This is a genomic window from Klebsiella sp. P1954, assembly GCF_018199955.1.
Classification (GTDB): Bacteria; Pseudomonadota; Gammaproteobacteria; order Enterobacterales; family Enterobacteriaceae; genus Klebsiella; species Klebsiella pneumoniae.
On record NZ_CP073373.1, the window covers coordinates 4,918,980 to 4,942,098 of the forward strand.

General features: G+C 50.6%; 18 protein-coding genes, 3 tRNA genes and 2 pseudogenes. 11 read left to right on the top strand and 12 right to left on the bottom strand.

The window, feature by feature from the left end:
- The first annotated feature begins 98 nt into the window (after positions 1–98).
- The 7 genes from thrS to KB890_RS23595 all read left to right on the top strand — a co-directional run bounded on the left by thrS (position 99) and on the right by KB890_RS23595 (position 7,659).
- Entirely contained in the window at positions 99–2,057 is a 1,959-nt protein-coding gene (gene thrS, locus KB890_RS23565; protein ID WP_053091880.1) for a threonine--tRNA ligase, read from the top strand.
- Positions 2,050–2,901 (top strand): M14 family metallopeptidase, encoded by an 852-nt coding sequence (locus KB890_RS23570; RefSeq protein WP_000595497.1) that lies wholly within the window; start codon positions 2,050–2,052, stop codon positions 2,899–2,901. Before thrS ends, KB890_RS23570 begins: the two co-directional genes overlap by 8 nt.
- Positions 2,898–4,244: a dihydroorotase gene (locus tag KB890_RS23575; RefSeq protein ID WP_040167315.1), complete on the top strand. Its 1,347-nt coding sequence runs from the start codon at positions 2,898–2,900 to the stop codon at positions 4,242–4,244. Before KB890_RS23570 ends, KB890_RS23575 begins: the two co-directional genes overlap by 4 nt.
- Positions 4,245–4,304: 60 nt before the next feature.
- Positions 4,305–5,327, top strand: a complete 1,023-nt coding sequence (hemB, locus tag KB890_RS23580; RefSeq protein ID WP_040167317.1) for a porphobilinogen synthase — start codon at positions 4,305–4,307, stop codon at positions 5,325–5,327.
- A gap of 152 nt (positions 5,328–5,479) precedes the next feature.
- A complete protein-coding gene (locus KB890_RS23585) occupies positions 5,480–5,815 on the top strand; it encodes a hypothetical protein (RefSeq protein ID WP_004141207.1) in 336 nt (111 codons plus the stop codon).
- Between the two features lie 41 nt (positions 5,816–5,856).
- Entirely contained in the window at positions 5,857–7,041 is a 1,185-nt protein-coding gene (locus KB890_RS23590; protein ID WP_004175377.1) for an NAD(P)/FAD-dependent oxidoreductase, read from the top strand.
- A gap of 363 nt (positions 7,042–7,404) precedes the next feature.
- The gene (locus KB890_RS23595; protein WP_001419900.1) at positions 7,405–7,659 is read left to right on the top strand and encodes a hypothetical protein; all 255 of its coding nucleotides are present in this window, start codon (positions 7,405–7,407) and stop codon (positions 7,657–7,659) included.
- A gap of 223 nt (positions 7,660–7,882) precedes the next feature.
- Here the strand turns inward: KB890_RS23595 and aztD are convergent, their stop codons facing one another.
- The 7 genes from aztD to KB890_RS23630 form a co-directional block, all read right to left on the bottom strand.
- On the bottom strand, positions 7,883–9,133 hold the full coding sequence (gene aztD / locus KB890_RS23600; RefSeq protein ID WP_032105361.1) for a zinc metallochaperone AztD: 1,251 nt from the start codon (positions 9,131–9,133) through the stop codon (positions 7,883–7,885).
- Between the two features lie 38 nt (positions 9,134–9,171).
- Positions 9,172–10,122 carry a zinc ABC transporter substrate-binding protein AztC gene (gene aztC / locus KB890_RS23605; protein WP_004175378.1) on the bottom strand — a complete coding sequence of 317 codons (951 nt, stop codon included), beginning with the start codon at positions 10,120–10,122 and terminating at the stop codon, positions 9,172–9,174.
- Between the two features lie 31 nt (positions 10,123–10,153).
- Positions 10,154–11,011 (bottom strand): zinc ABC transporter permease AztB, encoded by an 858-nt coding sequence (gene aztB, locus KB890_RS23610; protein WP_001104308.1) that lies wholly within the window; start codon positions 11,009–11,011, stop codon positions 10,154–10,156.
- A complete protein-coding gene (gene aztA / locus KB890_RS23615; protein ID WP_049016581.1) occupies positions 11,008–11,745 on the bottom strand; it encodes a zinc ABC transporter ATP-binding protein AztA in 738 nt (245 codons plus the stop codon). Before aztA ends, aztB begins: the two co-directional genes overlap by 4 nt.
- Before the next feature lie 278 nt (positions 11,746–12,023).
- Complete coding sequence (locus tag KB890_RS23620; protein WP_094965566.1) at positions 12,024–13,997, bottom strand: PhoX family protein; 1,974 nt, start codon at positions 13,995–13,997, stop codon at positions 12,024–12,026.
- A gap of 184 nt (positions 13,998–14,181) precedes the next feature.
- Positions 14,182–15,438, bottom strand: coding sequence for a tyrosine-type recombinase/integrase (locus KB890_RS23625; protein ID WP_000059621.1), 1,257 nt, complete (start codon positions 15,436–15,438; stop codon positions 14,182–14,184).
- A 161-nt stretch (positions 15,439–15,599) separates the two neighbouring features.
- A tRNA-Asn gene (locus tag KB890_RS23630) sits at positions 15,600–15,675 on the bottom strand.
- 330 nt (positions 15,676–16,005) lie between these two features.
- On the opposite strand from KB890_RS23630, the gene nac reads away from it, so the two are divergent.
- The 3 genes from nac to ldtA all read left to right on the top strand — a co-directional run bounded on the left by nac (position 16,006) and on the right by ldtA (position 19,000).
- The gene (gene nac / locus KB890_RS23635; RefSeq protein ID WP_002911729.1) at positions 16,006–16,923 is read left to right on the top strand and encodes a nitrogen assimilation transcriptional regulator NAC; all 918 of its coding nucleotides are present in this window, start codon (positions 16,006–16,008) and stop codon (positions 16,921–16,923) included.
- 106 nt (positions 16,924–17,029) lie between these two features.
- A complete protein-coding gene (gene cbl, locus KB890_RS23640; RefSeq protein WP_004175385.1) occupies positions 17,030–17,980 on the top strand; it encodes an HTH-type transcriptional regulator Cbl in 951 nt (316 codons plus the stop codon).
- A gap of 78 nt (positions 17,981–18,058) precedes the next feature.
- Positions 18,059–19,000 (top strand): L,D-transpeptidase, encoded by a 942-nt coding sequence (gene ldtA, locus KB890_RS23645; protein WP_022631352.1) that lies wholly within the window; start codon positions 18,059–18,061, stop codon positions 18,998–19,000.
- Positions 19,001–19,149: 149 nt separating this feature from the next.
- Here the strand turns inward: ldtA and KB890_RS23650 are convergent.
- From KB890_RS23650 to mtfA, 4 genes and pseudogenes are all read right to left on the bottom strand, one after another.
- Positions 19,150–19,347 (bottom strand): annotated as a pseudogene (locus KB890_RS23650) (hypothetical protein); the annotation flags it as partial.
- Positions 19,348–19,377: 30 nt separating this feature from the next.
- A pseudogene (locus tag KB890_RS23655) lies at positions 19,378–20,129 on the bottom strand (LysR substrate-binding domain-containing protein).
- Positions 20,130–20,481: 352 nt separating this feature from the next.
- Positions 20,482–20,557 (bottom strand) — tRNA-Asn (locus KB890_RS23660).
- Between the two features lie 100 nt (positions 20,558–20,657).
- Entirely contained in the window at positions 20,658–21,458 is an 801-nt protein-coding gene (gene mtfA, locus KB890_RS23665) for a DgsA anti-repressor MtfA (RefSeq protein WP_004227143.1), read from the bottom strand.
- A 90-nt stretch (positions 21,459–21,548) separates the two neighbouring features.
- Here mtfA and KB890_RS23670 point away from each other — a divergent pair.
- A tRNA-Ser gene (locus KB890_RS23670) sits at positions 21,549–21,638 on the top strand.
- Positions 21,639–21,910: 272 nt separating this feature from the next.
- Here KB890_RS23670 and ompC read toward each other — a convergent pair.
- Positions 21,911–23,056: a porin OmpC gene (gene ompC / locus KB890_RS23675; RefSeq protein ID WP_002911596.1), complete on the bottom strand. Its 1,146-nt coding sequence runs from the start codon at positions 23,054–23,056 to the stop codon at positions 21,911–21,913.
- Between the last annotated feature and the right edge of the window lie 63 nt (positions 23,057–23,119).

The following is a 23,119-nucleotide window of genomic DNA, read 5'->3' on the forward strand; positions in this document are numbered from 1 at the left end:
CTGATATCTCAGACATGCCACCTTTAATGCAACATGGTTGCGTTAAAATGTGCATTAATGCAACATAGTTGCTGTTAATCACTGAGCTATGTTGGGATATGAAAATGTCAGAAGCGCCTATAACAGAGTCAGAACCTCTCACTTTTACTCTTCCTGATGGCTCTCTGAAGCACGTCAGAAAAGGGGCAACTTTGCAGAACGTTGCAGAAAGCATCGGTTCTTCCGTCTCGAAAAGCGCTGTGTACGCGGAAATTGATGGTAAATGTGTGGATCTGCTTGAGAAAGCAAAGAACAGTGGAAAGCTCAATATCATTACAGTTTTTGATGAAGAAGCGTTGGGCCCGATTCGCCGAGGTTGTCTTCTCCTTCTCGCAGCGTCTGTAAAACAGCTGTTTCCCTCGGCCAGGATGGTTGAAGGGCAACTGACTAAGGAAGGGTTTTATTACGATTTCGCGGTAGATAAACCTTTTACTCGCGATGACCTGGGGATGATTGAGCAGCACATGACAAGTCTGATCGCTGAAAACCCGCCGATTATTAAAGAGCAGGTCACGCGGGCACAGGCTATTGACTGTTTTGAGCAGCGGGGCGAGAAATTCAAATCAACGGAGTTGATGGAAATACTGGCAGATAAGTCGGTGACACTATGCCATCTCAGGCAGTTCACGGACGGCTTTAATGGCCCATTGGTTCCGGATCTTCGTTTTCTAAAAAATATGAAGTTGCTTAACGTATCCGGTGCTTACTGGCGTGGTGAAGCCAACAATGTACAGCTACAGCGGATTTATGGCACGGCATGGGCCAGCAAAAAACAGCTTGATGGCTGGCTTGAGAAAACGGCAGAAGCGGAGAAACGTGATCATCGCAAGCTGGGTCGGGAGCTGGATTTGTTTCATTTTCAGGACAATGCGCCAGGCGCGGTTTTCTGGCATCCCAGGGGGTGGACAATCTTTCAGTCGCTTATTGCCTATATGCGTAGCCGCCATGAGGTGGCGGGTTACGTTGAGGTCAATACGCCTGATGTCATGGACCGCAGCCTGTGGGAAATTTCCGGTCACTGGGATAATTATCGTGATCATATGTTTACGACACAAACCGAGGATGGCCGGAATTTCGCTCTCAAGCCGATGAACTGTCCTGGGGCGGTATCGCTGTTTAAATACGGGATCAAGAGTTACCGCGATTTACCCGTTCGCCTGTCTGAATTTGGTAAAGTCCATCGTTATGAACCCTCTGGATCGCTGCATGGCTTATTACGGGTCCGCCATTTTACTCAGGATGACGCGCATATCTTTTGCACGCTGCAACAGGTCGAGGGGGAATGTAAAAGTATCCTTCAGTTGGTGCTTGATATTTATAAGCAATTTGGATTTGAAGAGGTCGCAATCAAGTTATCCACTCGTCCTGAAAAGCGGATGGGAAGCGACGCAGACTGGGATAGGCTGGAAAACGCGCTCTCAGCCTCTCTGGAAGCGCAGGGATTACAATGGTCGGTAAATCCCGGTGAAGGTGCCTTCTATGGCCCTAAACTGGAGTTTGTGTTACGCGACGCGATTGGTCGTGACTGGCAGTGCGGAACGCTACAGGTGGATATGAATCTGCCTGAGCGATTTGATATTGGCTATATTGCCGAGGATGGCTCGACAAAACGCCCGGTGATGTTGCACAGGGCGCTCTTCGGCTCCCTTGAGCGGTTCACCGGTATCCTTCTTGAACATTACGTCGGTAAACTGCCCGCCTGGCTGTCGCCGGTTCAGGCCGTGGTCATGACGATTACCGACAAGCAGCATCACTATGCGGAGCAGGTTTTGAAGGCGCTTCGCAAGAAAGGGCTGCGTTGTGAGGCCGACCTCCGCAATGAAAAAATTGGATTTAAAATCCGTGAACAGACTCTGGCCCGCATTCCTTTCCTGCTGATCGTTGGCGATGCGGAGGAGAATGCGGCGCGTGTCACGGTGCGCGATCGTACCGGGAGGTGCATGGGGACGCTGTTACTCAATGAGGCGGCAGACGCTATCAAAATATGTTGCCAGCCACCGGAGGTTCACCTTGATTAAGCAAAGCAGAAGCGATATCCCCCGACGCGAGAGCGGTCGTCACGTCTGGCCGGTGAAGGAGGATGATACCCAAAGCAACGATATCGATTTTTATAAAACGGCGTTCAGAGAACAGTCCAGGCGATGGGGGCTTTCCGAGATCATTCTTAGTAATACTGGTGATGGAGAAATATCACTCTATCAGTCTGTTAATCAGGGGGCAGATGTTCCTCACGTACTGATTGCGGCAGGGTTTCATGGAGAAGAACCCGCGGGATGTTGGGGGATGCTGGATTTTTTGCGCGAGGGCTCCCCTGAATTGTTTGATAACGTAGCCGTGAGTTTTTTACCGCTTGTAAACCTCTCTGGTCTGCGCACTGGTAGCCGCCTTAATAGTCTTGGACAGAATCCAAACCGAGGCTTTACCAAAGGTGCAGAAGTCGAGCCTTCTATTGAAGGAAAAGTACTGCTCAACTATGAAACGCTTCTGAAAAACGCAGCAAGTCATGGTGTGCTCTGTTGCCATGAAGATATTCTTCGTCATAAGGCGTATCTCTACACTTTCGAACATGCTACTCGCTTGGGTCATTTCAGCGTGGCATTACGTGATGAACTTGAACGCTTTTTCCCGGTCATGGAAAAAGAGCGAGTTGATGGTTGTGAATGTGAGGATGGCATTATTTTTAACCATTTCGATTCGTCATTTGAATCATGGTTGTTTTCTTCCTGTTCCGACGTCGCAGCGTGCACTGAAACGCCGGGATTGCAACCCTTTGCAAAACGAGCAGAAGCAAACCGTTATTTAATCGGCGCGTTTATCTCATCGATACTGGAGCGCAACAGCATCGGGAGCGGGATGTCATGAAGCCTTTATTACTGACCAATGCATTAATAATCAATGAAGACTTGCGCTATCCGGCCGACATCCTCATTGATAAAGGACGGATCCAGAAAATTGCCTCGCTTATTCCCTCCCGAACGGAATGGCAGGTTATTGATGTGCGAGGGAAATGGGTGATCCCCGGTATGATTGACGATCAGGTTCATTTCCGCGAACCCGGTCTGACGCATAAGGGAACCATTGCCAGTGAATCAGCTGCCGCTGTAATGGGAGGCATTACCAGTTTTATGGAAATGCCTAACGTTACGCCACCAACAACGACCCTTCAGGCGCTGCGTGAGAAATTTCAACGTGCCTCGCATTCTTCGCTGGCGAACTACAGTTTTTACTTCGGCGCGACGAACGATAATCTTGACGAACTGAAAGCGCTTACGGCTTCGCAAGCCTGTGGGGTGAAGGTGTTTATGGGAGCTTCTACCGGAAATATGCTGGTGGACGATGAACAGATCCTGGAAAGTATTTTCGCCAACGCACCCTGCCTGGTAGCAACACATTGCGAGCATACCCCGACAATAAAGCATAATGAGGAGACATGGCGGGCTCGTTTGGGGGACGCTATTCCTGCTGGCGAACATGCCGCTATTCGTTCTGTGGACGCCTGCCTGACATCTTCCCACCAGGCCGTCTCTCTGGCGAAAAAACATCGTACCCGATTACATGTCCTGCATATCACCACCGCAGATGAACTCGCTCTCTTTGATGCTGCTCCCACGCTGGAGGCGCTGCGCCAGAAAACCATTACAGCTGAAGCCTGCGTTCATCACCTGTTTTTTAATTATGACGATTATGAAATGCTGGGGCATAAGCTCAAATGTAATCCATCCGTAAAATCCTCTTTTCATCAGGAAGCCCTCCGGAGAGGCGTTAATGAAGGCATTATTGACGTTATCGCGACTGACCATGCGCCGCATTTGCTGGAGGAAAAGCAGAATGACTATTTTGCTGCGCCTTCCGGCTTACCGCTGGTGCAGCATGCTCTTCCTGCACTGCTGGATATGAGCAGCAGGGGGATTTTTACCCCGGAAATGGTGGTGAGAAAGACCAGCCATGCTGTAGCCGAGCGCTTCCAGCTCAAAGATCGTGGCTATATCAGAGAAGGCTATTGGGCGGACCTGGTGGTTATCGATCCGTTTAGTCATCAACAGATAATCCGGGAGGATGTGGCATACAAATGCGGGTGGTCCCCCTTTGAAGGCCGGATTTTGTCAGGCGGGGCGGTTGATATGACGCTGGTAAATGGCCACGTTATCTGGAATGGGCGCACCATACAGCAGAAGTACGGCCTGCCACTGGAATTCTGTCGCTAGCCACGTATTTATTTTGCTCAGGCATAACTTCTCCCCGAGAATTCAGAAGAGGCAAATCTTGTGAGTATTATTATTCCTGGTTCTTTCCCGGCACGACGACTGCGCCGTTCTCGCACCCATTCTTTCAGTCGCCGTCTGGTCGCTGAAAATCAGCTGACCGTAGATGACCTGATTTTACCGGTATTCATTATTGAGGGGCAAAACCTGCGACAGGAAGTGCCGTCGATGCCGGGCGTATTTCGTCTGTCGGTTGATATGTTGCTTCATGATGCCGCGCAATTTGTTCAGGCAGGTATACCTGCTATTGCACTATTTCCGTGTATAGACAGTTCTGCTAAATCGCTGATGGCAGACGCTTCGTGGGATCCATCCGGTTTAGTACCGCGAGCTGTAAGGGCGCTGAAAAAGGCTTTTCCTGAACTCGGGGTGATAACTGACGTTGCTCTTGACGCCTATACGACACATGGTCAGGACGGCATCACTGACGAAAATGGATATGTACTTAATGAGCCGACAAAAGAAATTCTCACCAGACAGGCGCTTACCCACGCCGAAGCAGGCGCAGATATTGTCGCTCCAAGCGACATGATGGATGGCCGCATCGGTCATATCAGACAAGCGTTTGAAACGAATGGACTGCTTAATATCCAGATAATGGCGTATTCAGCAAAATACGCGTCGAACTATTATGGTCCTTTTCGCGAGGCGACGAAATCTGCTGTATCACTGGGTAAACGGGACAAAAAAAGCTATCAGATGGATCCGGCGAATGCAATGGAAGCTATGCATGAAATTGCCCAGGATTTGCAGGAAGGGGCAGACATGGTGATGGTTAAGCCGGGCATGCCTTACCTGGATATTATCAGGGAAGCCAGGAAAACTTTTGCAGTACCCGTCTTTGCCTATCAGGTTTCAGGGGAATATACGATGCATATGGCCGCTTTCCGAAATGGTTGGCTGGACGAAGAAAAAACGGTGCTTGAATCACTTATGTGCTTCAAACGCGCCGGGGCGGATGGAATACTGACTTATTTTGCCAATACAGTAGCCCAGTTGCTTAATCAACATAAACGGGAATATTGATTCCCTGTTGACAAAATTCCTTAGTCGCTAAGCAGGAGCACCGCTGAGAGTAAACGTCATAATCAGCGAGAATTTCTATACTTTAATTCTTATCTTTATTGCGAATTCTGACGAATCGTTTGTATCAGCCCAATAATCTGGAGGAAGCAGTTATGGTCGAAACCAGTAAACAGGACCGTATGCCTTATCTACTTTTCCTGTGTGAAAACCGCATTCTTGCACAGAATATCGATGGTCATGTCATTGATCTTGGTGGATTAACCAAACAAAACGGCACCATTGACTGGCTTCTGGATGGCAATAAGGAAAAGGGGGAAAATCTCAAAACAGAAATCGAAGCGCTGGAGGATATTGCCAATAAGATAGATTTTCTTTTTCTTGATGGTCAGTTTACCAGCCTTCCTGACATATCGGCTGAATATAAAGATAAGCTTACATCAGCCCCTTCAATGGAAATCGTATTGAATGAACTTGGCGATAAGCCATAAGAAAGCCCAACGTCAGGAAGCTGATAAAAAGGAGGAAAGGCATGTCGGTCAAAAAAATAGCAGTTATTGGTGCAGGCGTACTCGGCCTGTCCGTGGCCCGCTCCCTGGCGCAACAGGGAGCAAAAGTCACTGTTTTTGAGCGTAGCCATGTGGGGGCGGGGACAAGCAGCACGACTTTTGCCTGGATTAATTCAAATGGCAAAACACCAGAAAGTTATCATCATCTCAATGCCCTGGCGATTGACGAGCATATCCGGCTACAACAGGAACGGACCACAGAAGGTCATTGGCTAAAAGCGACTGGGACTTATGAATGGGCGGCTGGTGCGCCAGAGCAAAAACGGTTACAAGACCGGGTCAGCCGTCTTTTGGAACTGAACTATCCTGTTCAGAACCTTTCCGCAGATGAACTTAAGCGCAAAGTTCCTGAAATCCGCGTGGGATCTCATGCCGGAGATATCTGGTATTTTCCAGGTGAATGCTTACTGGTACCTTCCGTTTTTATGGCATGGCTGGTGTCCGAGCTTCATGTTCATAACGCCGAACTGAAAACACAAAGCGAAGTGACAGAGTTAACTGAAGAAAAAAATAGGGCAGAGATAAGCCTTGCCAATGGCGAACGTTGGCAGGGAGACAGTATAGTCATTGCGGCGGGAAGATGGTCTGCCGAACTCGCTTCGCTACTTGGGCAGCAACTGGCAATGATCGATCCGAACCAGCCGAATAAAATCGCATGTGGTTTTCTGGGCTATACGCGCCCGGTGTTAACCCAGTTACAGGCGAATTTAATCACGCCAGGGTTAAATGTCCGGCCAGAAGGAGGGGGGCGATTACTGCTTCAGTGTCCCGACCTTGACAGCTTTGCCAATCCTGCAAATCCGGCACCGGTAGATAGCTATATCGGTGAAGAAATGCACAAAAGGCTACGGAAGCTATTTAATAATATGGAAATGGCACAGCTGGAACGTATAGCTGTTGGGCAGCGTTCCCGACCGGCAGATGGTCTTCCAGGGCTTGGTTATATCTCTGGTAAGCGACGAATCTACCTCATGGTGACGCACAGTGGTATGACTCTGGGGCCGTTGATCGGACGGCTTTGCGCGGAAGAGATTCTCCACGATAAGCGTTCTTCGCTTTTGAGTGATTTCTCTCCTGAAAGATTACTTGGGAAAACGGCAAAGGATTTTCCTGCTTTTACTACGTTACATTTCCCGGCTGCACAGTAATTTTTCAGTCGATGTTCACCACTGAAATGAAGATCAGAAAGCTAATAAACTAGATCCTGTTCAGCGGCATTAACAAAAAGCCTGTCCAACATGGGCAGGCCTGAAGCGTTTAAACTTGCAAAAATACGACAAGGTGTGTGATGTCAGGCTATATCTGGCCATTATAGCCCGCGTACGCATTGGTTACAGTCAGCCAGAACGCCTTCTGTAGAGGAACATCACTACCCAATAGTATCATTTTTTTGTGGGTGTGTTATGTTATTTTATAACATCCAGGCTCATATTCCGCATACCGAAAGATAACTAGTTGTTATGCGTTTTCTCATACTGTAGTTTCAGAGGAATATTTAACAAGAGGTTAACATGAAAATCAGTAAGATAGTTGCATTCTCCCTGACAATGGCTTCGACTCCGGCTCTGGCATTTCAGGCGAAAGATACGACTGGTTCAGATCTTTCAGGAAAGCAGTTGCGCGCAACAGAAGACAGCATCATCAGTAACTTTTACAGCCAGCATAGCAGGCAGTTTCAGACGACGACTTTAGGAACCTGTGCTGCTGTGGCAGTACCTGGATGCAATTGCCCTTTCTGTTCAATGTTGCGTAATCAAAAGCTTTGAGAGAGTTAAATAAATATATTACTTGTAAGAGCTGAAAGCTGAAAAGATTCTGGTGTAATCAACTAGAGCAGTAAATGCTGTAAAGTGAGGTGAATAGTATGAAAGGGAATTTGATATTCATGGATGTTATTCCCAGGGTAAATTCAAAAAGATTATTAAAGCCAGAAAGTAGATCTGCTATCAGCAGATCTACTATGAAAGGCGTTGTTAGGTTTGACAAGTATTAATGAGCGTGATCATCATGATGATGAGCTTCATGATCGTGATGTTCACCATGTACTTTTCCTGAACCGCCGACTGCAACAATATTAAATGGCTGCCCTTCGACGCTAATTTCACTGGTCTTTTTAAAAGAAGTAGCGTCTAACACAATAATTTTACTTTTCAACGGATCGGTGACGTAAATTTTATTGTCAGCGACTGCGATTCTCGGCCGTGGATCATTCCAGTGGCCATCCATTGAATAGGGATCAGTGACACGCACTGACTGCGAAATTTCCCCTTTCAGGACATCTATTTGATTAAGCTTTCCGTCTTCTGTAAACACATAGGCGAATTTCGCGCGTACCGGGTCTACAACGAAATGGACTCGACGGGTAGGCAACTGAATCAAACGGAAGCTATCCGATTCGGTAGGATCGACCAGAATAATCCGGTCTGGCCCATAATTACCGATAAAATATTGCATTCCCTTACCACCGATCAAGGTGGATGTGCTTCCCTCTGGCAACGTTTTCGCGTAGGGAAGGTGCCTGATAACCGGTGCCGCATTTTTTTGCGTAATCAGCAGGAGGCCAGTCTCACATGATAGGGCAAAAGTATCACCCGAGCCGGCTGAGCCGTGAAGTCCGGGGCATAAGGCATCATCACCCACTTTTTTACCTTGCAGGTCCACCACGCGAGCGCCGACAGGTCGTTTTGACGCATCATCAGGGTTGGGAATGGATACGACAGCATAATTATCGTAAGGAACAGCAACGCCGTGATGTGGCGCAACAACATTTACTTTCGTTATATTCTTCTGACCTTTAAGAACGGCGCTTTCACCCAGGATTTGCGCGCTATCTTCCCCGTCAAACCACTGGGCAATTTTGCCCTGACGTTCAACAAAATGACCAGGTTTTTTACCCGTTAGTTCCAGCGGTAATAATTTGGGAGCGTCAATATCAATGTCTGCATGATCTCCGTGATCATGGAAAGCAATGCCTGAAGCGATTGTAGATACTACGCCAGCACTACCCTGGATAGCGAAAATTGTGGCACCACTTTCGCTGCGAGATAAATTTGCAGGGCCTTTAACATTAAATGTTGCGAGCTTATCTCCATCCAGTGCATCAATAACATTCACAACGGGTTTATCATGATCGGCGACGAACAGACGCCATGCGGTTACGTCTTCATCTGCGAAAGCAGGCATCACAGAAAGGCCCAAAAGCAGCGTTGAGATTGAAGTAGATAATAAGCGTTTCTTCATAATGTTCTCCATCATATATAAAACTGTTCGGCGGGTATTTATGGCTGGGTATTACGGCTATTGCTCGCCGCTGTCGCAATCGCCGTTACGTTATGTTCCATCATTTCCAGGTAGGTAGAAGCCGGTCCTCCTGGTTCTGACAAGGCATCTGTATAAAGCACGCCAGCCACGTTAAGGCCAGCTTCTCTGGCAATTTGTTCAACCAGACGTGGATTGGAAATATTTTCAGAAAAAACAGCTGATGCGTTATTTTCTTTAATTTTCTTAAGTATGCCGGCAACGTCAGCGGCAGAGGCCTCTGATTCGGTGGATATACCCTGAGGGGAAAGGAAATGTATACCATATGCCTGTTCAAAATATTTGAATGCATTATGGCCTACGACGACAGTACGCTTTTCCTGTGGGATCGTAGCGACAGTCTTAATAATTTTATTTTCCAGATCCGCAAGTTTTGCATCATAAGCACGGGCATTAGCCTGATAAAAATCACAATTACTTTTATCTTGTGCACAAAAGGCTTCTGCAATATTTTTCACATATATTCTGGAATTCCCTACTGATTGCCAGGCATGTGGATCAAACGGTGCAGCATGAAAGACCGCTTTACCGTCATAAAAATGATAGTGTCCGCCTGCCGGGTCCTGGAGAATATTTGCTCCTTTTGTTGTTTCAATTACCGGTGCGGAAGTTTCACTTGCCTCGATCAACCGTGAAATAAAGCCTTCAAGTTGTAAACCATTTACCAGTATGACATCCGCTTTAGACATAGCGATCGCGTCAGCAGGAGAGGGCTCATAAACATGGGCATCGCCATTAGGGCCGACAATAGTACGCAGTTCGATGCGGTCCCGACCGATGTTTTTTGCCATATCGCCAATAACAGAAAAGCTTGCTATGACATTAATTTTCGCTTTCGCCGGGAAAGTAAAAAGTAAAAAAAGCATAGATGTCGTCAGGATGCATAAAGATATAAAACCGGGTTTTCTCATTAAATAATTTCCTCGATTTGTAGTGAAAAGATTAACGAAGTTTTTTTAAGTGGATGTTTTTCACCATCATGGCAGCAGCAGAGACAAGATACATAATTCCCACAGATAATATGATTGACGGTCCTGAAGGTAGTGAAAAATGAAATGAAAATAACAAACCGCTTATACATGCAAGCATTCCTATCAGGACAGAGGCTATGCACATTGTTGCTACACGTCTCGTCCAGAAACGAGCCGTCACAGCTGGCAAGACCATTACCCCGACAGAGAGCAAAGTGCCGAGTGCCTGAAAACCAGCGACAAGATTCAGTACCACCAGGGCCAGGAAAATAAAATGGACTGGCGATCCCAATCGTGAAACGGAGCGAAGAAATAAAGGGTCAAGGCACTCAGCAATAAGTGCGCGCCAGAATATAGAAACCAGCAGAAGTGTGAGCAGCGCGACAGAGAAAATTAACAACAGCGCTTCGTGATTGAGTGCAAGCACAGTTCCAAATAGGACATGCATAAGATCCACGCTTGAGCCTCGAAGCGATACAATGAGCACGCCGACTGCGAGTGAGATTAAATAAAAAGCAGCCATTGAAGCGTCTTCTTTTTGCACTGTTAAGCGGGAAACCGCCCCTGCAAAAATAGCGACTATCAGCCCTGCGACAAGCCCACCAATAGTCATCGGTAATATATCTAATCCGTAGAGTAAGAAGCCAAATGCAGCACCGGGCAAGATAGCATGTGACATGGCATCACCAACCAGACTCATACGGCGTAATGTTAAAAAAACGCCAACCGGGCAAGCGCTTAAACAAAGCAGAAATGAACCATAAAGCGCCCGGCGCATAAAACCGAAGCCGACAAAAGGTGCTAGAACCCATTCATGAAGCCAGTTCATGAATGTGTAGCCTCATGTTGCCCAGGTAAAGCACGTGCTGTGCCCATATTCTGTGCCGGTAGAAGTGAGGTATGGCGCAGAACTTGTTCTGTTTCGTCCCATGCCACTAATTTACCGTTTAACAAAATGGCCTGTGGAAAATGATTTCTAACCAGACCGATATCATGCATGACAGCTAAGACAGTACGTTTCTGAGCATGCCAGCGGTTTATCAGCACAAGCAAGTCATCAATAGTAGTGGCGTCAATGGCATTAAAAGGCTCATCAAGCAAGATGATGTTTGCCTGTTGAAGAATGACCCGTGCGAAGAGCGCGCGTTGAAGCTGCCCCCCGGATAATGCACTAAGCTGTCTTTTTTCAAACCCTGCTAATCCTACTGATCCCAATGCATCACTAAGCCGTTTACGATCCTCAATTCTGTGATGACGGAATAACCCTCTTTCAGGCCATAAACCTAGGGAAACTAAATCTGAAACAGTTGCAGGGAAAGTGCGATCCAATTCCGATATTTGTGGCAGATAGGCAATGCGCGCCTTTGGTTCTACGGTACAGGAGCCACTTAACGGAGCCAGAATCCCTGCGATACCTTTAAGCAGTGTTGACTTACCAGAACCGTTAGGGCCGATGATGGCTGTAAGGGACCCTTTTTGTATCGTCCCGGTAATATTTTGTATCGCAGGTAAACCCTCATAACCCAGCGCCAGATTTGCAAAACGCAAAGAGTAGTCGTGCATGACATCCATTCCACATAATAAGTTACTTTTTGTAACGTTATAACATAACAAATGTAATGTAAACGTTTAATCGATTTTTTGATATGGAACGTGCATGTACGAAGCCAGGCTTAAGGTAGCGTTAAAATTGATAATCGTTTCAGCGAGTAAGAGAAAACATAAAAGGCTAAGGTTAATTCCTTCAGATAACAGCGAGATTAAATATTTGATACCTAGGGAATGTTGGGAGGATCAAGCTGTTGCCATAAAAAATGGTGCCCAAAAGGGCACCAGATGCATCAGGTACCGATTATCCCGCCATTCGATTTAGTGATAACGACTGTTGAAGAACGTGGTCGTCCGTCTGATCTTGAATCTGGCCAGTTGGAGATAGCCCGAGGGTTGCTCGGATCGGTAATGTCGTCGCCGCCTTCGCCGGGATGCTGGATATTAATAAACAGCGTACGGTTGTCCGGCGTAAAGGCGATACCGGTAATTTCACACCCGCGTGGCCCGGTCAAAAAGCGGCGATACTCATTGGTGCCGGGCAGGGTCGCTATCATCTGGTTATTCCCAATCCCTTCATACGCCTTTTTATTAATCGTACTGGAGGAGACATCAGTCTGGATCCACAGCACGCCGCGGTGATCGAAGGAGAGCCCATCAGGGCTGCCGAATTCTGCCCCCTGCATGGAGCCTTTCGCTTTAGGATCGTCACTGTCAGTACGCCCGGCGAGCACCAGAATATTCCACGTAAATTTCGCTGAGGCGGGGTCTGCCCTCTCTTCGCGCCAGTGCATGATATGGCCGAACTGGTTGTTGGCGCGCGGGTTGGCTGCGTCAACCGGGGCTTTGCCCTCTTTACCGCGATCGGAATTGTTGGTGAGCGTGCAATACACGCTGCCTTTCGCATGGGTATCAACGGCTATCCATTCCGGGCGATCCATTTTTGTTGCGCCCACCGTATCGGCAGCAAGGCGCGTTTTGATCAGCAGATCGCCCTGATTGTCGAAACCCTTGCTTTGATCAAGGCCATTTTCACCGAAGATTAGCGGCAGCCAGTCGCCGGAACCGTCGTCATTGAATCTGGCGACATAGAGCGTGCCTGACTCCAGCAACTGCATATTTGCCTTGCGATCGCCAGGGTCATATTTGTTCTCGGAGATGAATTTATAGATGTATTCAAATTTCTGATCGTCGCCCATATAGACCACAACGCGATTATCCCCCGCCAGCGTCACGGCGGCACCTTCATGCTTAAAGCGACCTAATGCGGTATGTTTGCGCGGTGTGGAGGTCGGATCGTAGGGGTCAATCTCCACCACCCATCCAAAGCGGTTCGGCTCGTTGGGCGTTTTATCGACGCTGAAACGTTCGTCAACCTCGTTCCAGCGGTAGGATTCATCGCTATCGCTAATGCCGTAGCGCTTCTCCAGCACGTTACGCGGCGCTTTTTTAACAAAAATATCCGACCAGTTCTCTTCACAGGTCAGGTACGTCCCCCACGGGGTTTTACCATTGGCGCAGTTTTGCATGGTGCCCAGTACCACTTCGCCTTGCGGATCGGCGGCGGTTTTCATCAACGCCTGATGACGCGCCGGACCGCTCAGTTGCATTGGTGTATTAACGGTAATGCGACGAGCAAAGCTGGAGGGACGGACTACCTGCCAGCCCACGTTATCTTTTTTCACCTCGATAACTGATATACCCATCGCATTCTGACCCTTACGGGCCTTATCAAGATCCCAGTTGGCGGTACCGTCTTTAAACAGCATGCCGTTATCAATGTACTCATGGTTGAGCGCCAGCAGACCGTGTGCCGGGTTCTCTTTGCCCTGCGGCAGGCTAAACCAGGCCATGCCGTCATGGTGCATACCGGCCTGCGCCGCCTGTTCGTCGGTGGTGTTGCTAGCGTCGAATTTAAATTCCGGCAGATTACCCTTTATGCCCACAGCATCGCCCCAGCGATAAAACGGACGGGCTATATAGCCTTCCGGCACGGTGACAGTGTCTGCTGTCGAAACGGGAATGCTGGTGAAGCCCAGTGACACCGCTTTAGATAATGCTGAGGGATTTGCCTTCGCCGCGAAGGCGTTTTCTGGCTTGACTAGATAAGGAAAGGAGACGGCAGCGCCCGCCACCATTCCCATTTGCAGAAAGCGGCGACGGGACATAAAAGCGCTGACTACCTCAGAAAAGACGGGGTTCACGCTGTGGTTACTGATCTCATCGCTGTGCTCCTTTTTAAACACCGATTTAAGGGGGCTGCTCATATCGTTTTCCTGTAATTTCCATAGATTTGCGTGGCAATACAGGACAGTTTAAAAAATATTTGTTACAAATTTATAACATGAGAAATAACGGAGGTTCAGGAGAAAAAGCTCACTGGCATTTTTGTATTACTGATAAATAAAGCCGTCCCCACCTAAGCGGAGACGGCTTCGTTATACTAACAATTCAGCGGTTCTCCTGAACCATCATATAAGGCGACACATATGCTTTTCTGCATATATCCAGATAGTCCGACCACCACTGCATCATCGCCTTGCGGGCTTCCAAGTGTTCTGCCTTGTGAATATAAGCCATGCGCACGGTATTGCGCTCCTGATGACTCATCTGGCGTTCTACTGCATCCTTTGCCCATAAACCCGATTCCATCAGCGCACTGCATGCCATCGCCCGAAAGCCGTGGCCACAGATATCCTTTTTCGTGTCGTAGCCCATCACCCGCAGTGCCTTATTGACCGTGTTTTCACACATTGGCTTATACGGGTTATGGTCGCCGGGGAAGATCAGTTCATTATTACCGGTGATATCCTTAATCTGTTTCAGAATTGCGATGGACTGTTCTGAGAGGGGTACGATATGCGGCATTCGCATTTTGGCCCCGCGGCCGGAATAACGCACTCCAATAATGGGTTCTCGCGTCGCGGGTATCGTCCAGACTCGGTTTGTGAAATCAATCTCTGACCAGCGGGCGAAACGCAGTTCACTGGAGCGAATGAACACATGCAGCATCAGCAGGACGGCCAACCGCGTCAGTTCACGGCCCTGATGATATGCCTCAATACGTTCAAGCAGTTCAGGCAGCCGCTCCAGTGGCAGGGCAGGATAGTGCCGTCTGACAGGAGGTGTGGTCACGCCGCCAAGATTTGCTGCCGGGTTCGTATCGATTAACCCCTGATGAACCGCATGGCGCATTATGTTACTCAGGTGCTGCCGCGTGCGGGACGCAACTTCCAGCAGACCTTTTTCCTCGATCCTTTTCAGCAGGTCAATGAAATGACGGGGTTTAAGTTCTGATACAGGCAGGTTGCCAATGACCGGAAAGATGTGATTGTTCATGCTGGCAAGCAGACGGTCAGCGGTGTTCTGCGACCATTTTCGGTTACTTTTATGCCACGCCAGCGCCACGTTTTTAAAAACTTTATCCGGTGTTCGTGAGCCACGTTCAGCAGCCCGCTGCTGTACCGGGTTGATATTCAGCGCCAGCATTTTACGGACACCTTCACGCTGCTGTCGCGCATCAGAGAGGGAGACGGCAGGATAGGCACCCAGCGCAATGCGCGATTCTTTACCGTTAATACGGTACTTGAGATACCAGTGACGTGAGCCACCCGGCTTGACCAGCAGATACAGACCGTGGGAATCGGAGACTTTAAAGGGTTTATCAGAAGGCTTGAGAGTGCGGATTTTCGCGTCGGTAAGGGACATATGGGGGTCGCTCCATTATCGAACTAACCTGACCCCAGATTTGACCACCAATTTTTCCCGATGCGGAGGGTAAAATCAAAATGCACCGGGAAGAGTTTTCACGCTAACCTGTTGAACCAACATCATATAATGATTCGCAAGGATGCATGAAAACAGCAAATTGGCTCCTCTGACTGGACTCGAACCAGTGACATACGGATTAACAGTCCGCCGTTCTACCGACTGAACTACAGAGGAATCGTGTGAACGGGGCGCATATTAACGATGCCATCCGGCCTTGTCAAAGCCTGATTCAAAGAATTGCGTTCGACTGCTGACAATTTCAGCAATCGCCACCCATGCGCTGTTTTTTTCACCATGTTGCACCGTTGTAGTGCGAATGTACCCCTAATGGGGCATACCACAATCTGCTTACCGGGCAAATAAAAACCGAATTGCTATCACTATCCCTTATAACACTGCCTGCGGCGGGCGACAGCCGAGGAAATGCAAAGCTGGCAAGCAAATTGCAAAAGCCAGTGCATCATACTCCCAGCGTTGACGCTGGCGTTCCTTACAGGAGGCAAAATGAACTTAAGACGACTGAAATATTTTGTGAAAATCGTCGATATCGGCAGTCTGACCCAGGCCGCTGAAGTCTTGCATATCGCCCAACCGGCCCTCAGCCAACAGGTCGCGACCCTGGAAGGTGAAATGGACCAGCAGTTGCTGATACGCACCAAGCGAGGGGTCACGCCAACGGAAGCCGGTAAAATTCTCTACACCCATGCGCGCACTATCCTGCGCCAGTGCGAGCAGGCGCAGCTGGCGGTCAATAACGTCGGCCAGACGCTGCGTGGTCAGGTGTCGATCGGCCTGGCGCCAGGCACCGCGGCCTCCGCCATTACCATGCCGTTGCTGCAAACGGTGCGCAATGAGTTGCCTGAGGTGATGGTCTATCTGCAGGAGAGCAGCGGCACAGCGCTGAATGACAAGCTGCTGGCGGGCCAGCTGGATATGGCGGTGCTCTATGAGCGTTCGCCGGTGGCAGGCATCGTCAGCCAGCCGCTGCTGAAAGAAGACCTTTACCTGGTCGGCACCCGCGACTGCCCGGGGCAGAGCGTGGATCTCACTGCGGTGGCGGAGATGAACCTGTTCCTGCCGCGCGATTACAGCGCAGTGCGGGCGCGGGTCACCGAGGCATTCACCCTGCGTCGTCTGTCGGCGAAAATTATCGGCGAGATCGAATCCATCACCACCCTGACCGCGGCCATCGCCAGCGGCATGGGGGCGACGGTGTTACCGGAATCCGCTGCTCGTTCCCTGTGCGGGGCGGCGAACGGCTGGATGGCGCGGATCAGCACGCCTTCAATGAGCCTGTCGCTGTCGCTGAACATGTCGGCTCGCGGCAGTCTGTCGCCGCAGGCGCAGGCGGTGAAAGAGATCCTGCTGTCTCTGGTGAGCCGCCCATCGCTGGAAAACCGTGAACTGCAGCTGGTCAGTTAGGGTATATTCTCTTAAGGAATAAGTTGCTGGTTTTTATTATTTGTTACCTGGGACAACAGACTTTAACAATAGCAGATACGTTAAGTCCATTGGCCCGGAGGAAAGGGTGAACTTCCAGCAGCTGAAAATTATCCGTGAGGCGGCCCGTCAGGATTACAACCTGACGGAAGTCGCGAATATGCTCTATACCTCGCAGTCAGGCGTCAGTCGCCATATCCGGGAACTGGAAGAGGAGCTGGGGATTGAGATCTTTATCCGCCGCGGCAAACGCCTGTTAGGCATGACCGAGCCGGGTAAAGCGCTGTTATCGATTGCCGAGCGGATCCTCAATGAAGCCAGTAACGTTCGGCGGCTGGCGGATCTCTTCACTAACGATGCGTCAGGCGTCTTAACTATCGCCACCACCCATACTCAGGCGCGCTACAGCCTGCCGCCGGTCATTAAAGCTTTCCGCGAGCTGTTCTCAGATGTTCGCGTCGAGCTGGTGCAGGGTACCCCGCAGGAAATCGAAGCGCTGCTGCATAACGGCGGAGCGGATATCGGCATCGCCAGCGAGCGCCTGAGCAACGATCCGACGCTGGCGGCTTTCCCCTGGTTCCGCTGGCATCACAGCCTGCTGGTGCCGAAGGATCATCCTTTGACGCAGGTTTCCCCCCTGACGCTGGAGGCGATCGCCCGCTGGCCGTTAATCACCTACCGCCAGGGGATCACTGGCCGTTCGCGCATTGATGAGGCGTTCAACCGCAAGGGGTTGATGCCGGATATCGTGCTGAGCGCGCAGGATTCCGATGTGATCAAGACCTATGTGGAGCTGGGGCTGGGCGTCGGGCTGGTCGCCGAGCAGTCCGGTGATGCCCGGGAAGCGGACACCTTTACGCGTCTTGATACCCGCCATCTGTTCGATGCCAATACCGTGTGGTTGGGACTGAAGCGGGGCCAGCTGCAGCGGAATTACGTTTGGCGCTTTATCGAATTGTGCAATGCTGGACTGTCGCTGGATGAGATTAAGCGTCAGGCGATGGAGCCGGAAGAGGTCGCAATCGACTATCAGATTTAAGGAAATGCTGGCCAGCGGGTCGGGGAGTGGAAATAACGCTATAATTCACACACGTGAGTCGCGACTGAGGAAGGGAAAATGACGATGCGGCGTGTGAAATTACTCTGTACGGCGCTGATACTGCTTGCCAGCCACGGCGCGCTGGCCGTCAGCTATCCGCTGCCGCCGGAGGGGAGCCGTTTGGTGGGCAGCGCATTTACCATTGCCGTTCCGGAGAATAACACCCAGCCGCTGGAAAGTTTTGCCGCCCAGTACGGCCAGGGGTTAAGCAATATGCTGGAAGCCAACCCCGGGGTCGATGTCTATTTGCCGCACTCCGGTTCGACGCTGACTATTCCGCAACAGCTGATCCTGCCTGACACCGTGCGGGAGGGGATCGTGATCAACGTCGCCGAGATGCGTCTCTATTATTACCCGCCGCTGGGCAATAGCGTGGAAGTCCTGCCAATCGGCATTGGTCAGGCCGGACGCGAAACGCCGCGTAACTGGGTGACGGCAGTAGAGCGTAAGCAGGAAGGCCCCACCTGGGTGCCAACCGCCAATACCCGCCGCGAGTATGCGAAAGAGGGCAAAACGCTGCCGGCGATGGTGCCCCCCGGGCCCGATAATCCGATGGGGCTGTATGCGATCTACATCGGCAGGCTCTACGCCATCCACGGCACCAATGCCAACTTTGGTATCGGGCTGCGCGTCAGCCAGGGATGCATCCGCCTGCGCAATGACGATATTAAATTCCTGTTTGATAACGTGCCGGTTGGGACGCGGGTTCAGCTGATCGATCAGCCGGTGAAGTACAGCGTGGAGCCGGACGGCAGTCACTGGCTGGAGGTGCACGAGCCGCTGTCGCGCAACCGCGCGGAGTTTGAATCCGACAGAAAAGTCCCCTTGCCGATGACCTCGGCGCTGCGCGAGTTTACTCAGGGGCCGGGAGTGAGTCCTTCGCAGGCCGAGCAGACCCTGCAGCGCCGCTCCGGCATGCCGGTGAATATCAGCGCCACAGCGGCGCAGGGAAGTTTGTAGCGGGTCGTTTAGTCTGATTAACGGCTATTGTAAGAAGGCTCTTTTGCTGACGATGCATTCAACGTTGTTGGGAATAAGGATCGGGAAACCGATCCTTAACTTATCAATAGTGGCTGTGATGGCGTTTTAATAAGGGCGCCAGGAGATGCTCAGGAGGGTATGATAAAGTCTGCAAATATATCTATGGACTTAATCTTGTTACTGAGGATTTTTTTTGGGCTGCCATTGTCCATGAAAGCGAAGATCCCCTTTATAATAGCCATTATCCAGAATATAAGACGGATGAGTTCTGCTGAATCCCTATTGTCAAAACACGCCTGACCACAGTCACTACCGCTGAACCCCATCGCCGCTGATAAGCGAATCAGGGGATGGCGTCACTGATTGTTGGCAATGGGGACATGCTGCAGCATCACTTCAACGATCCAGTCAATAAAAACGCGCAGCTTGGCGTTGACATGGCGGTTCGGTGGAAACGCCAGGTACAGAGGCATTGGGCTAATCCGCCATTGTGTAAATAATGGAATCAAAGCGCCAACGGCCTGATGCGCTGCCGCCATATAGTTGGGCAGCGCAATCACGCCTAAGCCAACTAACCCAGCTTCGAGGTAAGCATTGCCATCATCCACGGCAAGTACGTAGTTGCCCGTGATTTCAATACGTTCATTCTCACTGCACAGTACCAAAGGATCAATCTTACTGGTGCGTGAGGACAAGAATCCCACTATGCAATGGTCAGTATTTTGCAGCTCGCGCGGGTGTGCGGGAGCGCCAAGGCGTTCCACATAGCTGGGGCGACGTAGACGCCGATTTGCAAATCGCCGACATGGCGTGCGATTAGGGACTGGTCGGTGATTTGACCACCGCGCAGAACGCAATCCACGTTGTCGCCGATCAGATCCACTACCCGGTCGCTCACACCCATGTCGATCTGGATATCAGGGTAGCGGGCGTGGAAAGCCGGTAGCGCCGGCACCAGAATAAGGCGGGCCAGCGGACTCGGTACATCCACCCGTAGCCGTCCCCTGGGCGTCATCGCCGCACTGGACAGGCTGTTTTCAGCATCCTCCATGTCTGCTACGCAGCGGCAGACCCAGCGGTTACCGCCGGATCGAAAGTCTGTAGCCATAAGGTTGGGAGCAGCATCGCTGCTTTTCACCTGCGGGGATCACATACGGAACGTTGGACGGTACCTACGTTACGATGCTGCTTATACCCGCTGGCGGAGAGATGTCAGAAGCGGCGGTGTTGCCGATCTTTTTTGGAACCGCGCATTATTGCCTTACACCCAGGTATGGTCCGGCACGGTTAAACCGCCTTTATTTAAGCCTTTGCGGGAGCGTGGGGCTCACGGCCGTTCAGCTTGCCTGATAGCAAGAAAATAGCACCTACACCAGGATAAGATTGCATGCTTGGGGAGCGGAGAGGATCACGGAAAGCAAAAATCCCGCTCAGGTTTCCCTGAGCGGGATTTTTAAATTTGGCTCCTCTGACTGGACTCGAACCAGTGACATACGGATTAACAGTCCGCCGTTCTACCGACTGAACTACAGAGGAATCGTGTGAACGAGGCGCATACTACTGGCCTCGCATTTTTGTGTCAACACTAAAATTAACCTGCTGATTCAAATGGCTAAATTTAGCTCAACACGTTGTTTTAGTGAACAATGCGCCGATCGCCTTCGTCCTGCAGGCCATTCTCACGTCTACGCGCCAGCGGATCCTGGCGGTAAAAGTGGCAAAAACGCTGCCACAGGGCCGGGAAGCGAGGCGCGAACAGTTCGGGCGCACTGAAAAAATATTCCGAGAGGACAGCAAAGCATTCTGCGGGATCGGTGGCGGCATAGGCGTCAATACTGGCGGCGCTTTCGCCTACCAGATCTATCTCATCCTGAATGTTGTTCATCGCGGCGTGGAGATCGTGCTCCCAGCCGGCAACTTCACGCAACGGGATAAGCGGCACGCCGCTGGCCCGGTCGCCGTTCCGCGTATCAAGCTTATGCGCCACTTCATGCACCACAAGGTTAAAGCCTGACGCATCAAAAGAGTCTTGAATATCCAGCCAGTTCAGCACTACAGGACCCTGTTGCCAGCTTTGTCCCGACTGTACCACCCGCTGGTTGTGGACCAGACCAATATCATCCTCCCATTCATCATCGACGATGAAAGGGGCAGGGTAGATCAGCACTTCATGGAAGCCATCCAGCCACTCAATGCCCAGCTCTAGCACCGGCAGACAAAAGAGCATAGCAATGCGCGCCTGATGCAGCGGGGTCAGCTCCAGCCCCTGCAATGCCACCAGCCGCTTTTGCTGTAAAAAACGGGCAGCCATCTGCGTGAGCTTGTGCTGCTCAGTGGACGAAAGATGGGCTAAAACCGGAATGGCAAGCGCTTGCTCCCAGGGCATCTCTGCGTTGCCGGACTCATCATCTGCTTTCCAGGGCCATTTAAACATCATATTGCTCGCAAAGTCGTCACTTGAACACAATTACCGAAACGGGAGCTATTAAAATGCCAAAGATCCTGGCATTATAGCAACCATCACAGCGGAGAGATGCCGGAGCGGCTGAACGGACCGGTCTCGAAAACCGGAGTAGGGGCAACTCTACCGGGGGTTCAAATCCCCCTCTCTCCGCCACTTTTCTTGCTCTAACCTTCCCTTCAATAACACCGTTAGCTTCAGGTATAACGCCTGCGCTGGGGTATCACCATCATCATCGTCCTGGTTTCAGCGTAGAGTCGCGGTAGCGCGCTTTATCCTTTTGGCACCTTATCGCCGCTTTTAGCCCGAACGAGCTTAAACGCATCATAAAGAGGGAAGGTACGCCTGGAAAGCGGCAATGTCGAAAAGAGTGATCTCAACGGAGCGGGAACATAAAAAAGCCCGCTGAACGCGGGCTTTGACGGGGATCAGAACTGATAGACCAGGCCGAGGGCGACGATATCATCGGTCGCGATACCGCTGTTTTTGTAGAAGCGGTCGTCTTCATCCAGCAGGTTGATTTTATAATCCACATAGGTGGACATATTTTTGTTGAAGTAGTAGGTCATGCCCACGTCGACATACTTGACCAGATCCTTGTCGCCGTAGCGAGAATAGGCGTAGAGATCTTTACCCTTCGACTGCAGATAGGCCACCGACGGACGCAGCGGTAAATTAAAGTCGTCGAACTGATACTGCGCGACCACTTCGAAGTTCTGCGTTTTGTTGGCAATTCCGCCAAAACTATCGTTGCCATAGAAGGTCATGTTGCGGGTCTCAGCATACATGGCGGCCAGATAGATGTTATTGGCGTCATATTTCGCGCCGACGGTCCAGGCATCGGCTTTATCGCCGTTGGCATAACGCTGGCTGCTACGCGCGGCCGCCAGCTGGTTATGGGTACGGTCAGAAGACGAATACGCTGCCCCGAAGCTGATGCCCATATCGAGATCGTAGTAGCTGGAGATACCAAAACCGTCGCCATTTTCCCGCGCCAGCTTACGTTTCCCACCGTTATTAGTGCCTTCGCCAGAACCGGCGTTTTCATTATTACCCTGATACTGCAGGGCGAAATGCAGGCCGTCGACGAGGCCGAAGAAATCGCTGTTACGGTAGGTGGCCACGCCGTTAGTACGGCCGGTCATGTAAACGTCGGTCTGGGTGTAGGTATCGCCGCCGAATTCCGGCAGCATATCGGTCCAGGATTCAATGTCGTAGACCACGCCGTAGTTACGGCCATAGTCCAGCGACCCGCAGTCGGCAAACTTCAGGCCGGCAAAGCCGAGACGGGTCCAGGAATTCGCGCCTTCTTTTTCGCTGGTGTTCGCCTGAATGTTGTATTCCCACTGACCGTAGCCGGTTAACTCGGAAGTAATCTGCGTTTCGCCTTTCAGACCAAAGCGAACATAGGTCTGGTCGCCGTCCTCTGAAGCGTCGTCAGAGAAGTAATGCAGGCCGTCAACTTTCCCGTAGAGGTCCAGTTTATTACCGTTTTTGTTATAGATTTCGGCGGCATTAGCGGCGCTAGCCATTAATAATGCCGGAACCATGAGTGCCAGTACTTTTCTTTTCATTATATATTCCCTTTTAATAATAATTTCTATGAATTATGACAATCCCTCCGGAATGACGATCCG

Excerpts from the sequence above, each read along its gene's own strand:
- thrS (WP_053091880.1), top strand. The coding sequence starts at position 99 with ATGAAAATGTCAGAAGCGCCTATAACAGAGTCAGAACCTCTCACTTTT.
- KB890_RS23575 (WP_040167315.1), top strand. The coding sequence starts at position 2,898 with ATGAAGCCTTTATTACTGACCAATGCATTAATAATCAATGAAGACTTG.
- KB890_RS23585 (WP_004141207.1), top strand. The coding sequence starts at position 5,480 with ATGGTCGAAACCAGTAAACAGGACCGTATGCCTTATCTACTTTTCCTG.
- KB890_RS23590 (WP_004175377.1), top strand. The coding sequence starts at position 5,857 with ATGTCGGTCAAAAAAATAGCAGTTATTGGTGCAGGCGTACTCGGCCTG.
- KB890_RS23595 (WP_001419900.1), top strand. The coding sequence starts at position 7,405 with ATGAAAATCAGTAAGATAGTTGCATTCTCCCTGACAATGGCTTCGACT.
- aztD (WP_032105361.1), bottom strand. The coding sequence starts at position 9,133 with ATGAAGAAACGCTTATTATCTACTTCAATCTCAACGCTGCTTTTGGGC.
- aztC (WP_004175378.1), bottom strand. The coding sequence starts at position 10,122 with ATGAGAAAACCCGGTTTTATATCTTTATGCATCCTGACGACATCTATG.
- aztB (WP_001104308.1), bottom strand. The coding sequence starts at position 11,011 with ATGAACTGGCTTCATGAATGGGTTCTAGCACCTTTTGTCGGCTTCGGT.
- aztA (WP_049016581.1), bottom strand. The coding sequence starts at position 11,745 with ATGCACGACTACTCTTTGCGTTTTGCAAATCTGGCGCTGGGTTATGAG.
- KB890_RS23620 (WP_094965566.1), bottom strand. The coding sequence starts at position 13,997 with ATGAGCAGCCCCCTTAAATCGGTGTTTAAAAAGGAGCACAGCGATGAG.
- KB890_RS23625 (WP_000059621.1), bottom strand. The coding sequence starts at position 15,438 with ATGTCCCTTACCGACGCGAAAATCCGCACTCTCAAGCCTTCTGATAAA.
- nac (WP_002911729.1), top strand. The coding sequence starts at position 16,006 with ATGAACTTAAGACGACTGAAATATTTTGTGAAAATCGTCGATATCGGC.
- ldtA (WP_022631352.1), top strand. The coding sequence starts at position 18,059 with ATGACGATGCGGCGTGTGAAATTACTCTGTACGGCGCTGATACTGCTT.
- mtfA (WP_004227143.1), bottom strand. The coding sequence starts at position 21,458 with ATGATGTTTAAATGGCCCTGGAAAGCAGATGATGAGTCCGGCAACGCA.
- ompC (WP_002911596.1), bottom strand. The coding sequence starts at position 23,056 with ATGAAAAGAAAAGTACTGGCACTCATGGTTCCGGCATTATTAATGGCT.